We start from the raw sequence: 13,796 nt of genomic DNA on the forward strand, positions 1-13,796 counted from the left end.
CCCTCAATGGCGCTGCAAGGCGCTCAGTCAGTTCGCCGAAAGATGATCGCAGAGCACGCTGCGGCAGCTGATCTGCTGCCGCGCTGCCACGGGTGCCAACAGTTGGCTCTGCACCAGGATCATGCTTGTCGAATCAGCTCGATTTCACGGTTGATGATTGAATGCTTGGCGGTTTGTTTTTCAACACGTACACGTGCCGCAGCGGACATCTTACGGAACAGTTCCGGTGATTCGATCACCCGCGCGATACCGTCTGCCATCGCTTGGGCGTCATCGCCAGGTGCAAGAATCCCACATTCATCATCGACGAATTCAGGGATCGCTGTAACGGCGTTTGTCACGGCGACCAGACCGGAAGCCATCGCCTCATCACGGGAGACACCTTGTGCATCCATGCGTGTCGGGCAAAGGAACAGGCCGTACTGTTTGTGCAGTGCTGCAATCTCTTGATGCTTGAGGAAGCCGCGCTCAATTGTCACGTTGCTGAACTTGCGCAGCGGGGCGAGGGTGTCTTCAAACAATACGCCATCACCAATCATGCGGAATTCAAGGTCCTTGAAGTACGGTTTCTCTGCCAGCAGCTCGATCGCTTTGACACTCAGGTCGTTTGCGTACTTGGCGGATGCATAGGGGCGGATGGACAGCAGCTTCATACGCTGCGCTTCCGGCTTGGCCTGGTACGAGAACGTTTCCGTATCAATCGGGTTATGAATGATCTCGTAGCGATCTTCAGGAATGCGGAAGCCCACATCCTCCATTACTTCTTCAGCAAAGTAGCGAGACACGAAGACGAGTTTCAGGTTGGCTGGTATGTTGCTCAGCGTCTCGCGCCAGAACGCCATGCGTTTTTCGCTCTCGACTTTTGCCAGCGCCAACTGGTGTTCATCCGAGTAGTTGTACTCGCGTCGCCACCAAGGCTGTACCTCTGCGCCGTGCACCCACACCACTACCTTGACCAGGTGCGTGAAGCGCTTGAGCACCTCCCACATATCGGGATCCAGGAAGTGCACCAGCACGCTCTTGTACTGGCCACTTTCAAGCATCTTGGTGAGCGTAGTCTGGCACCCGGTTACCACATCCACGTTCTGGAACTCGTGATAGCTGACAGCCTCGTTCTTGCGCAGGCGGAAGATGTCGACGTTCAGGTTCTGCTCCTGATACGCCATCACTCGGCTATGCACAAAGCCGTTGCGATACAAGTCTTCATAGGCCGGGTAATGGTTGGTGACAACCAGATGTTGCGAACGGCCCAGCATCTCCGACGGCTGCAGGTTGCGGTGGCCGAGCACCAGCGACTTGATCTCGGTGTTGCCGGAAGCATAGGCACGCAGGCCGAAGCGCACGAAGGCGGCTTCCGGCGGCACATCGGAAGTCTGGTTACGGTTGGCATGCTGCATCACGTGGCTGATCCGCTGCTTCTCGGCATCGAGGAACAGCACCACCAATTGCAGGTTCAGGCCAGGCGTGCAGTCGAGGTACAGTTTGAGCTTTCGGTCCTGGATATTCAGCTGGTCCAGGCTGACTTCATTCAGCGCATACACATACTCGTGCTTGCCATCTGCCAGCTTGGAGTTCACGCGCCAGCTATCGACATCGACGGCCAGGTCGAGGAACTTGTTGTGCTTGACTCCGAATATCTCGGCCAAGGCGCGGCCAGTGATTTCCGGTGAGTCGTGGCTGACTTTCAGAGGCGCGATGGCTTGGGCCCGCGCCTGCAGTTGGTCGATGGTCATGCCGAGGTTCAGGTCCAGGTCGTCAGCCTTGGCGCTGATCTTGTCGTGCTGTGCCGCGCCATTCTCGCAATAGTTGAATGGGTCGATCGCCAGGCCTTGCTCGTGTGCGTACTCCAGCGATGGCAGGCCCTTCAACCAGTTAAGCAATGGCTGGCCGGCAATGATTTCGGTTGCGACCAACGAGCGCCGTGCGCGCAGCGATTGAGCTGGACGGTATGCCAGTTCATTCGACTGCAGCTTGGCATCTTGCCCTTGGCAGGTGAAGTGAGCAGCTTTACCAACCACCTGTGCACGGCTGTAGCGCGTTGCCAGTGCCAGGTCGAGCAGGTAGTTAGGGCCGTAGTAATCGCCCGGTACAAACGCGGCAACCCACGGGGTGTTGCCAACCAGCTCGCCAAGGCTGGATTTCTTCAGTTGGGCTGGTTTGAGTACCACGACACGAGGGTCATCACTCACGATGCTGCCCTGATAGGCATCGGTGATGATGACCATGCGTACCTGGCTGTAGGTCTGGCGGTTCAGGTGGGCGCGCAGCATGTCGAACTGCTGGCGATCCTGAGCTTCGCAGACGACTACGATTTCCGGCAGGCGCTGGGTCTTGACGGTGCCTGTCACCTTGGTGAGCACGTATTCCAGGCGCTGAGTGTAAGTGTGCTCTTGCATCACTTTACGCAGGGCGGCGAGCTTCAGCTTGTCACTGTTGAGCGGGTCTTCGGCCAGCAGCTCCAGGCGGCGCAGCATCTCTTCGCCATTGTCGGAAGTGACGACCAGGTCGCCGAACAACAGGCGCACACCGCGCGAGAAGTTGCTGACGGTGATGGTGTTGCAGCCCAGCAACTCGAATACTCGACGTGCGAACATCGATTGCGACTGCTTGATCGAGTTCAGGTTGATCGCATACCGGTAGCCCTTGTAAGCCGTGTCGATTTTTTCGAAGGGCAGGGTGCCGACGATGTAGGGCTGGTATTCCTCGGGGAACTGATAGTTCGCATCGTTCTTGCCGAAGTTGCGGTCGAAGATTTCCAGCGGGCGGAACTTCGGCAGCTCGCAGACGAAATTGCCCAGGTCGCGGGTACGTTCCGGGTAACGGGCGTAGTAGGCGCCAGCGAAGCAGAAGGCGTCTTTGCGCTCGTACAGCTCGATCGGGTTATGCAGCGCTGGCTGGCAGGCGAACGGCAGCAGGTAAACTCGATCGTGACCGAGCGCACCCTTGTAGCGGTGAATGCAGTCGATGTCGGTGGTGAACACATGGTCGAACTGCTTGGCAGTGGTCAGGAAGGTCTCGAAGTGAACCGGGTCTTCCTTGTTCCAGAACACGGTTGGTACCTTGTTCTGACGGCACCAAGACAGAATGTCCTGAAGTTCCTGGCTGTTGTGGCCAACCTTGCTACCCCACAGTTCATCCTTGCCGCGCCAGGCAGATTCGATGAACAGCAGTTCTGGGCCGAAACCTTCCAGTTCTGCCTTCCAGTTGCCAGGAGTGAGCTGCATCAGGTTGCATTCGTAGCGGTACGAGCCAAAGGTAAACTCGTCCATTACGCACGCCACTTTCAGGCGGCTTACAGGTTGGTCGGCCTGGCGCAACAGCGTAGAGCGGCTCTGCGCGCTGGTAGGCAGGGCCTCCGGCAGCTTCAGGTAGTTCTCATCCTGAATGATCGGTGCAGGAGGCAGCAGGGCCTTCATCGGTTCGTTGGCGATCCGCTTCTGTTCGCTTTGCTGGCGTTGCTGGTTGGCCTTGCGGTACAGGCGCAGTAGGCGCACGGGCAGTTTGACCAGCCCGCCCAAGGAGGTTGCGCTGCTCTTGATCTGGTAGCCCAGCTGGTAAGTCATGCTGGTGCGTGTCTTGACCAGACGCTGTTCGGCTAGATGGCGTTGTGTGTTGGCTCGTTCCAGATTCGCATTGAGTTCGTCGATCTTGCGCTGTTGCGCGGCAGTGCGCTCTAGCAATTGATTGAGGTTGGCCTTCAGTTGCGGGATTTGTTCAGTGCTGACGGTGCGGTACTTCAGGTTTGCCGCACCCAAGCCTGCTTTCGACGAGTTGAGCTCGTTTTCCAGCTGCATGCGCAGGCCTTGCCACTGTTCATTGGTGGCCGCAAGGCTCGCCTCCGCCGCCAGGCGGCTAGCAGTTTCAAGCGTCAACTGTTCGGCCAGCGCATCCTTGGCCTGATTCAGAGAGGCAATGGTTTCTGCCTGTTCTATCTGGGTGTCTTGTGCTTGGGCATTGGCCTGCATCATTGCGTGCAGTTGCTCTTCCAGGCCATTGCGCAGGTCGACCAGTTTATTGATGGTGTTGGCCTGGGCAGCATGCTCACGCTCGTTGCGTGCCTGTGTTTCGCTCATCGCCTGCAACTGGCTTTCCAGTTCAGCTTGACGCGCTTTCAACAGGGCAATGGTTTCGGCCTGTGCAGCGTCGGCCCGTTGGGTTTGGGCCTGCAATTCGTTCATATACTCCAACTCGCTTTCAAGTTCGGCTTCCAATTCCGCTTGGCGCATGCGCAGCGTAGTGATGCATTCATCCTTCTCGGCAATATCCTGATCGCTCTCGTATTGCAGTTGGCTCATTGCCTCCTTCTGTTTCTCCAGCGCGGTCTCCAAAGTCGCAAGGCGTTCGCGCAAGGTGGCAATGGTGTCTTCATGAGTAGCACTTGTCTGATCCGCCAGGGCCTGAGCCTCTGCCGATACTTGCCGCTGACTTTCCAGCGCGGCTTGCAGGGCTGCCTGCTGAGCGCGGAGGGCAGTGATGGTGTCTACATGGCCAGCATTGGTCTGCTCGGCCTTGGTCTGCAGTTCGGTTGCCGCCTGCCGCTGATTTTCCAGCCTGGCTTGCAAGGCGGCTTGCTGTGCACGAAGCACTGTGATGGTTTCTACATGACCATCGTTGATCTGCCGGGCTTGGACAAGCTGCTCTGACAACGCCTCTAGCTGAGCCTCCAGTTCGTCACGCTGTTTCTGAAGCGCACTCTTGCTTTCATTCAGGTTTGCATTGTCGAGCTGGTCCTTTGCCTGAAGCTCCAACATTTGCTGAAGCCGGCTTTCCAGGTCATCGTGTTGCGCCTGCAGGGCGGCTATCTCTGCCGTCTCGTTTGCTGCCAGCGCTTCAGCAGCCACACGCTGCTGATCGGTGGCCAGCAATCGTTCTTCGATGCTGTGAAGGGATTGCTGCAGGGTTTCCAGCTCCTGGTTCCGCTGCTCCAGTTCGTCGTTGGCTACGGTCAGTTCCTGGCATGTCTGCGCCTGGGTTTCTTCAAGCGCCGCGAATCGCTGTTCCAACTGGGCATACTGCTGCGCAGTGGCGAGGCACTTTTCATTCGCCTCGCCCAACTTGGACTTGAGTGAATCAAGCTCTTCATTGAGCGCCTGGATGCTGCGCGCGCTGGCCTCAAGGGCTTCCCGGCTCGCTTGCTCGATAGAACTGATATGTGATTCGCGATCCTGCAGCTGACGCGAGAGGGTCTCGGCTTTCTGAGCTTCGGGCTTTAGCAGGGAAAGTTGTTCAGTGGTCAGCCGGTACTTTCTGTTGGCGTCATCCAGGCGCTCCTTGATTTCCTCAAGTTCTTGTACCCGCTTTGCCTTGGCGTCGAGCATTTCGCGGTTGGCCTGTTGCAGCGCCGCAATGTCGGCATCGCGGTTTTGCAACGTTCTGGATAGCGTTTCAGCCTTCTGGGCTTCCGGCTTGAGTTGAGCAATCTGTTCGTTGGCGGTGCGATACTTCTTGTTCGTGTCTTCCAGTCGCTTACCGATTGCGCCAAGGCTCTCGCGCAGGGCGCGCTCGATGGATTCGAAGGCCTTTTCAAGCTCACGGACGCGATCGATAGTCAGCGAGTCAATAACACCAGGTTTATGCGCTTCGCTCTTCACGGCAACGATACCCAGCCACTTGCCGAGCATCTTTACATCGATGATCTGCAAGTGTTCGGCCAGCAGCCGGAACGGTTCCATCAGGTAGAACGTGTGTTTGTGGTCAATGAAGTCATTAACCCCGAACGGCACGGTAATCACCAGTCGGCCACCCTGCTTGAGCAGGTCGTGGGCCTTTTCGATGAACAGCTCCGGGCGTACCAGGTGCTCGAGCACTTCGCTGATGACAACGGTGTCCGGTTCAACCTCGAGCGTGTCCAGTGCGAGGAAGTCTGAATTGATATACGTGACGTTCTGCTGGATGTGGGCCGGTTCGGCAGACAGGTAGCCCTTGGCCTCTTCGATGGCCTGCGGGCTGGTATCCACTCCAGTGATCTGGCAGCCTTCACGTGCCAGCAGCAGGGGCACGATGCCCTGCGAGCAGCCGACATCCAGGATCCGGCGCCCTTTGACCTGGGCGCAGATCCAATGGATGCGGGACTGCGTTTCCCGCATGAATTGCTCCCCCAGCTTGCCGTAATAGGCTTCCATCACGCGGTCATGAATATCGGCCAATGGTGAAGGCAGCTCTGTGTTCACGGTAAGTTTCTCAAGCGTGGGGTTGTTCATGCGGTTGGGTCCATCAAGCCTGGGTAACGCCGGCGGCGTCGATCACGAATGCCGCGTCGCGCACGTTGAAGGTGCCGCGGAATTCGCGGTGCTTCACCAGCAGTACGTGGATGTCGGCGCTGTCCTGGGCAAAGTCGAAGTCCACATGCTCGTGGCGCGCCAGGCGCTGCGGCAGGGCTTCGATGTTCGGCTCGACCAGTTGCAGGGTGGCTTCCAGCTCGTTGCCCAGACGCTCGGCAATGCTCAGGGCAGGGCTTTCGCGCAGGTCATCGATGTCGGCCTTGAAGGCCAGGCCGTAGCAGGCAATTTTCACTTGCTGGGCCGACTTGCCCGGGTTCTTGATCAGGAAGTTGGCCAGGGCCATCTTGACCTTGTCGATCACCCACTCAGGCTTGCTGTCGTTGACCACGCGGGCGGTGCGGATCAGGCGCGCCTGCTCTGGGGTCTGGCTGACGATGAACCATGGGTCGACGGCAATGCAGTGGCCGCCCACGCCTGGGCCCGGCTGCAGGATGTTGACGCGCGGGTGGTGGTTGGCCAGGCGAATCAGCTCCCACACGTCGATGTCCAGCTTGTCGCAGATGATCGACAGTTCGTTGGCGAAGGCAATGTTCACGTCGCGGAAGCTGTTTTCGGTCAGCTTGCACATTTCTGCGGTGCGGGCGTTGGTGACGATGCACTCGCCTTCAACGAAGGTGCGGTACAGGCGTACGGCAGCTTCAGAGCACTTCCTGGTCATGCCGCCGATGATGCGGTCGTTTTCCACCAGCTCGCGCAACACGTGACCTGGCAGCACGCGCTCAGGGCAGTGGGCAACGCGGATATCGGAGTCTTCACCGTGGGTTTGCGGGAAGCTCAGGTCCGGGCGGGCCTGGGCCAGCCAGAAGGCCATCTGCTCGGTGGCGCCGACAGGGGAGGTCGATTCCAGGATGACCAGGTCACCCTTTTTCAGCACGGGCGCGATGGCCTTGCTGGCGGACTCGATGTAGCTCAGGTCCGGCTGGTGGTCATCCATGAACGGGGTTGGCACGGCGATCAGGAAGGCGTCGGCAGCTTCCGGAACGGTGGAGGCGCGCAGGTAGCCCTCGGTCACGGCAGCGTGTACCACCATGTCCAGCTCAGGCTCGACGATGTGGATTTCACCACGGTTGATGGTGTCGACTGCGAGCTGGTTTACATCGATACCGATCACGTGCTTCTTGCGGGCGGCGAAAACGGCGGCGGTTGGCAGGCCGATATAGCCCAGGCCTACGACGGAAATCTTGTTGAAGCTCATGCTACTTCCTTGGAACGGGAGAAGTTGGAAAGTGCGTCGAGGATTCGCGCGCACGCTTTTCCATCGCCGTAGGGGTTGTGGGCGAAGCTCATCTCGCGATAGGTCGCATCGTCGGTCAGCAGTTTCGCCAGGTTTTCGGTGATCGATTCCACGTCGGTACCCACCAGCTTGACGGTACCGGCAGCCACGGCTTCCGGGCGCTCGGTGGTGTCACGCATGACCAGTACCGGCTTGCCCAAGGCTGGGGCTTCTTCCTGGATACCGCCGGAGTCGGTCAGGATCAGGTAGGAACGGGTCATCAGGTAGACGAACGGCAGGTAGTCCAGCGGCTCGATCAGGTGAATGTTGTTGACGTCGGCCAGCAGGCGGTTGACCGGTTCGCGCACGTTCGGGTTGAGGTGTACCGGGTAGACGATGTCCACATCAGGGAATTGACGCGCGGTTTGCACCAGGGCCTGGCAGATGCGCTCGAAGCCGCCACCAAAGTTTTCGCGGCGGTGGCCGGTGACCAGCACCATGCGGCGCTCAGGGTTCAGGAAGCTGAACTGGTTTTCGAACTGGCTTTTCAGCTCGGGGCTTTCCAGTTTGCGGACCACTTCCAGCAGCGCGTCGATCACGGTGTTGCCTGTGGTGTAGATGGTCGCGGCGTCCGTACCTTCACGCAGCAGGTTGTCCTGCGAGGTGGAGGTGGGCGCGAAGTGCAGGGCGGCCAGCGCGCCCGTCAGGCGGCGGTTGCCTTCTTCCGGCCATGGCGAATACAGGTTGCCTGTGCGCAGGCCGGCTTCCACGTGGGCAATCGGAATCTGCTGGTAATACGCGGCCAGGCTGGTGGCCAGGGTAGTTGCGGTGTCGCCGTGCACCAGTACCACGTCAGGCTTGAACTCGGCCAGCACAGGCTTCAGACCCTGCAGGATGGCAGTGGTCACATCGGTCAGATCCTGGCCGGGTTTCATGATGTTCAAGTCGTAGTCGGGCGTGATCTCGAACAGCTCCAATACCTGGTCGAGCATCTGGCGGTGCTGGCCAGTTACGCAGACACGCGACTCAAAACGGTCGTCCTGGGCAAGGTTGAGGGCCAGGGGGGCCATTTTGATGGCCTCTGGGCGGGTGCCAAATACGGTGAGGGTCTTGAGGGACACGGCGACGGTCTTCTGTGTATTGATGTAAAGGCGATTGGATCTGGTGTTACGGGGTGCAGATCACAGGTATTACGCAAATCGGCCGGGGGGAGTGGCCTAGGGGGCTCCACACACGCAAGCGCGAACGGGGGGCTTTGAAGGTGGTGAAGAAAAATTCATTTGGCTCGGATCCTTCAAGCATAGCGGTTGTCCAATGACCGCAAATTTATCATTTCGTCATCAAGATGACATCCCGTATGGCACGTTTTTTTCCCCTGATCGTCCGAATTTGCCTCTATCTATCGGATGATTGGATCCTATTTTTGAAAGTTGCATCAAGAAAAACGATTGTTTGATGTTATTCAGGCATCATGCCAATAAAGTCAATACAACCGAGGCATACGACGAATGGGATGGGGCCTTGTCCGGCAAGGCTTGTGGGAAAAACAACAGCTTTTGGTCTGAATGAAACCTAGGTTAAACGGGAATTTACCTAGCGGCGATTTGCTATCGCCTTTGTTTCATGAACTTATCCTGAAATATGGCGTAACGCCATTGCTTTTGGGTGGGCGAAGTTGCTTTTTTTAATGTCGGATTCGGTAACGATTAACCAGTCAAGAGCCTTTTTGCAAAATGGCAGAGCCGCTAGGGTTGATTGCGCAGCCGAAGGAAAACGGCTGCTGGAAAATGACCAACCCAGGAGTGTTCACCATGCGTAACAACGTTCTGTCGTACCTGCTGCTGCCGCTGTTCGCCAGCCTGTCCTTTTCCCTTAGCGCTGCCCCGGCCAGCGCCACGGCGGTGCCCGAGCCGGTGCCGGTGGTAAGCCAGCAGCAGGCCCAGCAGCCGCAGCGGCTGGACCTGAACACCGCTGACGCGCTTACTTTGCAGAAGGAGCTGAACGGGATAGGGAGGGCCAAGGCTGAGGCCATCGTGGCGTACCGGGAGGCCAATGGGCCGTTTGCCTCGGTGGATGAGCTGCTGGAGATCAAAGGGATTGGTAATGCGTTGCTGGAGCGCAACCGTGACAAGGTGATGGTGGAATAGGGGGGAGGGGCTGGGGTTTGTATCCTGGCCCTGACGTTCATGAAGTAGGCGATCTAATTGGCTGGTTGACGCGCCCCCTGTAGGAGCGGCCTTGCGTCGCGATAGGGCTGCAAAGCAGCCCCAGCTATTCCTGCAGTGCCGCTGAACCCCGGGGGGGCCGCTTTGCGGCCCTTTCGCGACGCAAGGCCGCTCCTACATCGACCGTGACAGCCGGTCAGATCGTGGCAGCGCCAGCGACCGGTGGGCGCTAGCGGTCCTGCGCATCCTTGGCATCCGCTTCGGCATTGCGCTCATGTACCTTGCGCAGCTGTTCTTCGGTCAGTGGCAGTTTCTTTGCCGTGTCGCGCAGCAGCATCAGCCCGCCGACGATCGAGCCGAGCGCTATGATGAGTATCAGCCAGGCATACCAGGGCATTTTCGTTCTCCTTTGCTGGTGATGGGCAGCGCTTGTACAAATGTTGAGCAATTGCCCGTTCCGTTGGTTCAATTATAGGAGCCAGCCACTGTCGGGCCAATTCCGTGACCCGCGGGCCCCAAAGCCTGTGCCACTTCGTTTACAATGCGCGCCGTTTTCGACTTGCCAAGAGACCCTGCCCATGTCCGCCTGCCAGACGCCCCTGATCGTCGCCCTGGATTTCCCTACCCGTGAGGCCGCCCTGAAGCTGGCTGACCAGCTTGACCCTGCGCTGTGCCGGGTGAAGGTTGGCAAGGAGCTGTTCACCAGCAGTGCTTCGGGCATTGTCGAAACCCTGTGCGACAAGGGCTTCGAAGTGTTCCTGGACCTCAAGTTCCACGACATCCCCAACACCACCGCGATGGCGGTGAAGGCTGCCGCCGAGATGGGGGTATGGATGGTGAACGTGCATTGCTCCGGTGGCCTGCGCATGATGGCGGCCTGCCGTGAAGAGCTGGCCAAGCGCAGCGGCCCGCAGCCGTTGCTGATTGGTGTGACCGTGCTGACCAGCATGGAGCGTGAAGACCTGGCCGGCATCGGCCTGGATGTCGATCCGCAAGAGCAGGTGCTGCGCCTGGCGGCGCTGGCCGAGAAGGCTGGCATGGACGGTTTGGTGTGCTCGGCGCTGGAAGCCCCGGCACTGAAGGCGGCGCACCCGTCGCTGCAATTGGTGACCCCAGGCATTCGCCCGGCGGGCAGTGCGCAGGATGACCAGCGCCGTATCCTCACCCCCCGCCAGGCACTGGATGCGGGTTCGGATTACCTGGTGATCGGCCGGCCGATCAGCCAGGCTGCCGATCCGGCGCAGGCGTTGGCTGCGGTGGTGGCGGAGATTCGTGGGTAAGTAGCCCGCGTTGTAGAGAAAGGCCAGCATGAGAGTGCTGGCCTTTTTTGTTTGGTACATGGCACCGCCTTTGGCGGTGATCGCCGGCAAGACGGCTCCCACAGAAGAGCGCAGCCTCACAGGCAGAGCTGGACCTGTGGGAGCGGGTGAGTCAGCTTTTGGATTTTGGGTTGTTCCCTCAAAGCCTGTCAGTGCAGCTTGTTCTTGGCCAGTTCGACGTCGTTCATCAGGGCCTTGGCCATGGCCAGCAGGTAATCGGCGGAGCCCAGCAGTTTGTGGTCATCTTCCATGTCGCCCTCGCGCACAAGGTGCTTGATGTAGCCCAGCAGCACTGACACGTGCTCGTAGGCATCATCGATCGGCACGCCGGGCTGTACGCGGAGCAGGTCCAGGGTGGGGTTGCCGGCTTCGAGGAAGGTTTCCAGGCCTGCGGTGAGGATGGGGGAGGGGGGGTTCTTTTTCATGGTAGTAGCTCCTGACAAGTGGAACTGCCACGCGGATCTTTCTCACGGACCTGGGCGGCAGTCGTACACGGGGTGAGAAACCGAGGGAGCTTCAAAGCTCGGCCAGACCGAGGTCTGCCCGCGTACGACCGCCATGACAGGCAAGCCAGCTAACTCGCAACAGGTTCTCACACCCGGTCACCAACATGGCGACCCGGTGAAGTTATCCCTGAGGGATTTCCCCGACAATTCAGCTGCTTCCGACCGCTGCGTAGGATAGTTCGCTTGTTGCTTCAAGCTGAAGCGGTGGGGGCAAGGTTCAGGAAAGTCTGACGATTCTCGAGGGGCTGACAGTTGTACGCCTCAAGTGCCTTAGCGCCTGTCAGATCGAGCGCCGCGCGGGCGGCACTCGAGCTCACAGGCGCTGCAAAACCAAAGGCATACACCTGGACGCCCAATCGCAATCCCCAATCAAACCTTCAGCACCAACTTGCCAAAGTTCTCCCCACTGAACAGCTTCAGCAAGGTCTCGGGGAAGGTCTCCAGCCCTTCCACCACATCTTCCTTGCTCTTCACCTGCCCGGTGGCCAGCCACCCGGCAATCTCCAGCGCGGCCTTGCCGTAATCCTTGGCGTAATCCATCACCACGAAGCCTTCCATGCGCGCTCGGTTTACCAGCAGCGACAGGTAGTTGGCCGGGCCTTTTACCGCTTCCTTGTTGTTGTACTGGCTGATCGCGCCGCAAATCACGATACGTGCCTTGAAGTTGATGCGGGTCAGCACGGCGTCGAGGATGTCGCCGCCGACGTTGTCGAAGTACACGTCCACGCCTTTGGGGCATTCGCGCTTCAGGCCGGCCAGCACGTCTTCGGCCTTGTAGTCGATCACCCCGTCAAAGCCCAGTTCGTCCTTCAGGTACTGGCACTTCTCGGCGCCGCCGGCAATGCCGACCACGCGGCAGCCTTTGATCTTGGCAATTTGCCCGACAATGCTGCCCACCGCGCCTGCCGCGCCGGAAATGACCACGGTGTCACCGGCCTTGGGCTGGCCGACGTCCAGCAGGGCGAAGTAGGCGGTCATGCCGGTCATGCCCAGCGCCGACAGATAGCGCGGCAGGGGCGCCAGGCTGGGATCGATCTTGTGCAGGCCCTGGGGTTCGCCAGTGAAGTAGTCCTGCACCCCAAGGGCGCCGCTTACATGGTCGCCCGGCTTGTAGGCGGGGTGGTTGGAGGCAACCACTTCGCCAACACCCAGCGCGCGCATCACCTGGCCCAGGGCCACGGGCGGGATGTAGGACTTGCCTTCGTTCATCCAGCCGCGCATGGCCGGGTCCAGTGACAGGTACAGGTTGCGCACCAGCACCTGGCCTTCGCCGGGTTGTTCGGCGGGCACGGTCTCGAAGCTGAAGTCGTCACGGCGCACGGCGCCGACCGGGCGTTTGGCGAGCAGGAAGCGGCGGTTGGTGTTGGTCATGGCGGGTCCTTGTGGGCAGTGGAAGGGGGAGGCGTCAAATCTACCCTGTTGATGTAGGCAGGTCCTTAACATCACTGACAAGCATGGTAGCCCAACCGGTGGGGTGATGATGCTGCCCGGGCGGGTGGTGGCTGACTATGCTCTGAACCCCACCAAGCACGCTTTGGAGCACGCGATGAGCATGACCTTTTCCGGCCAGGTAGCCCTGGTCACTGGCGGCGCCGCCGGCATCGGCCGGGCAACCGCCCTGGCTTTCGCCCGGGAGGGCCTGAAGGTGGTGGTGGCCGACCTTGACTCGGCCGGTGGCGAGGCCACTGTGGCCCTGATCCACGCTGCGGGCGGGGAGGCGCTGTTCGTTGCCTGCGACGTTACCCGTGACGCCGAGGTGCGCCAACTGCACGAGCGCCTGATCGCCGCCTATGGCCGGTTGGACTATGCCTACAACAACGCAGGTATCGAGATAGAGCAGGGCCGCCTGGCCGAGGGCAGCGAGGCGGAGTTCGATGCCATCATGGGCGTCAACGTGAAGGGTGTGTGGCTGTGCATGAAGTACCAGCTGCCGCTGCTGTTGGCCCAGGGCGGTGGGGCCATCGTCAATACCGCTTCGGTGGCGGGCTTGGGCGCGGCGCCGAAGATGAGCATCTACAGCGCCTCCAAGCACGCGGTGATCGGCCTGACCAAGTCGGCGGCCATCGAGTACGCCAAGAAGGGCATCCGGGTGAATGCGGTGTGCCCGGCGGTGATCGACACCGACATGTTCCGCCGTGCCTATGAGGCCGACCCACGCAAGGCCGAGTTTGCCGCTGCCATGCATCCGGTGGGGCGCATTGGCAAGGTCGAGGAAATTGCCAGTGCCGTGCTGTACCTGTGCAGTGATGGCGCAGCGTTCACTACTGGGCATTGCCTGGCGGTGGATGGTGGGGCTACGGCGATCTGAGCCG

At 59.7% G+C, this 13,796-nt stretch carries 9 protein-coding genes; 3 read left to right on the forward strand and 6 right to left on the reverse strand.

Annotation, left to right across the window (positions count from 1 at the left end; all coding sequences use genetic code 11):
• Positions 1–119 precede the first annotated feature (119 nt).
• From ABNP31_RS06790 to wecB, 3 genes are read right to left on the reverse strand one after another with little or no spacing between them, the layout of a single operon-like run.
• Positions 120–6,200, reverse strand: coding sequence for a glycosyltransferase family protein (locus ABNP31_RS06790; RefSeq protein WP_350013118.1), 6,081 nt, complete (start codon positions 6,198–6,200; stop codon positions 120–122).
• 13 nt (positions 6,201–6,213) lie between these two features.
• On the reverse strand, positions 6,214–7,476 hold the full coding sequence (gene wecC, locus ABNP31_RS06795; RefSeq protein ID WP_350013119.1) for a UDP-N-acetyl-D-mannosamine dehydrogenase: 1,263 nt from the start codon (positions 7,474–7,476) through the stop codon (positions 6,214–6,216).
• Complete coding sequence (wecB, locus tag ABNP31_RS06800; RefSeq protein ID WP_085617718.1) at positions 7,473–8,615, reverse strand: non-hydrolyzing UDP-N-acetylglucosamine 2-epimerase; 1,143 nt, start codon at positions 8,613–8,615, stop codon at positions 7,473–7,475. The genes wecC and wecB overlap by 4 nt, the downstream gene beginning before the upstream one ends.
• A 690-nt stretch (positions 8,616–9,305) precedes the next feature.
• Between wecB and ABNP31_RS06805 the strand changes: the two genes are divergently transcribed.
• On the forward strand, positions 9,306–9,641 hold the full coding sequence (locus ABNP31_RS06805; protein ID WP_085665358.1) for a ComEA family DNA-binding protein: 336 nt from the start codon (positions 9,306–9,308) through the stop codon (positions 9,639–9,641).
• A 247-nt stretch (positions 9,642–9,888) separates the two neighbouring features.
• Here ABNP31_RS06805 and ABNP31_RS06810 read toward each other — a convergent pair whose 3' ends face one another.
• Complete coding sequence (locus ABNP31_RS06810) at positions 9,889–10,056, reverse strand: DUF2897 family protein (protein WP_010952850.1); 168 nt, start codon at positions 10,054–10,056, stop codon at positions 9,889–9,891.
• 181 nt (positions 10,057–10,237) lie between these two features.
• Between ABNP31_RS06810 and pyrF the strand changes: the two genes are divergently transcribed.
• Entirely contained in the window at positions 10,238–10,939 is a 702-nt protein-coding gene (gene pyrF, locus ABNP31_RS06815) for an orotidine-5'-phosphate decarboxylase (protein ID WP_010952851.1), read from the forward strand.
• A gap of 188 nt (positions 10,940–11,127) precedes the next feature.
• Here the strand turns inward: pyrF and ABNP31_RS06820 are convergent, their stop codons facing one another.
• Both ABNP31_RS06820 and ABNP31_RS06825 read right to left on the reverse strand, forming a co-directional pair.
• Positions 11,128–11,403 (reverse strand): DUF3077 domain-containing protein, encoded by a 276-nt coding sequence (locus tag ABNP31_RS06820; RefSeq protein WP_350013120.1) that lies wholly within the window; start codon positions 11,401–11,403, stop codon positions 11,128–11,130.
• Positions 11,404–11,853: 450 nt separating this feature from the next.
• A complete protein-coding gene (locus tag ABNP31_RS06825) occupies positions 11,854–12,855 on the reverse strand; it encodes an NADP-dependent oxidoreductase (RefSeq protein ID WP_350013121.1) in 1,002 nt (333 codons plus the stop codon).
• 175 nt (positions 12,856–13,030) lie between these two features.
• Here ABNP31_RS06825 and ABNP31_RS06830 point away from each other — a divergent pair, with 175 nt between their 5' ends.
• Positions 13,031–13,792 carry an SDR family oxidoreductase gene (locus tag ABNP31_RS06830; RefSeq protein ID WP_350013122.1) on the forward strand — a complete coding sequence of 254 codons (762 nt, stop codon included), beginning with the start codon at positions 13,031–13,033 and terminating at the stop codon, positions 13,790–13,792.
• Positions 13,793–13,796: the final 4 nt, after the last annotated feature.

The organism is Pseudomonas asiatica (genome assembly GCF_040214835.1).
In the GTDB taxonomy this organism is placed as follows: Bacteria; Pseudomonadota; Gammaproteobacteria; order Pseudomonadales; family Pseudomonadaceae; genus Aquipseudomonas; species Aquipseudomonas putida_Z.

Coding starts and splice junctions, on each gene's coding strand:
- ABNP31_RS06790 (WP_350013118.1), bottom strand. CDS start 6,200: ATGAACAACCCCACGCTTGAGAAACTTACCGTGAACACAGAGCTGCCT.
- wecC (WP_350013119.1), bottom strand. CDS start 7,476: ATGAGCTTCAACAAGATTTCCGTCGTAGGCCTGGGCTATATCGGCCTG.
- ABNP31_RS06805 (WP_085665358.1), top strand. CDS start 9,306: ATGCGTAACAACGTTCTGTCGTACCTGCTGCTGCCGCTGTTCGCCAGC.
- ABNP31_RS06810 (WP_010952850.1), bottom strand. CDS start 10,056: ATGCCCTGGTATGCCTGGCTGATACTCATCATAGCGCTCGGCTCGATC.
- pyrF (WP_010952851.1), top strand. CDS start 10,238: ATGTCCGCCTGCCAGACGCCCCTGATCGTCGCCCTGGATTTCCCTACC.
- ABNP31_RS06820 (WP_350013120.1), bottom strand. CDS start 11,403: ATGAAAAAGAACCCCCCCTCCCCCATCCTCACCGCAGGCCTGGAAACC.
- ABNP31_RS06825 (WP_350013121.1), bottom strand. CDS start 12,855: ATGACCAACACCAACCGCCGCTTCCTGCTCGCCAAACGCCCGGTCGGC.
- ABNP31_RS06830 (WP_350013122.1), top strand. CDS start 13,031: ATGAGCATGACCTTTTCCGGCCAGGTAGCCCTGGTCACTGGCGGCGCC.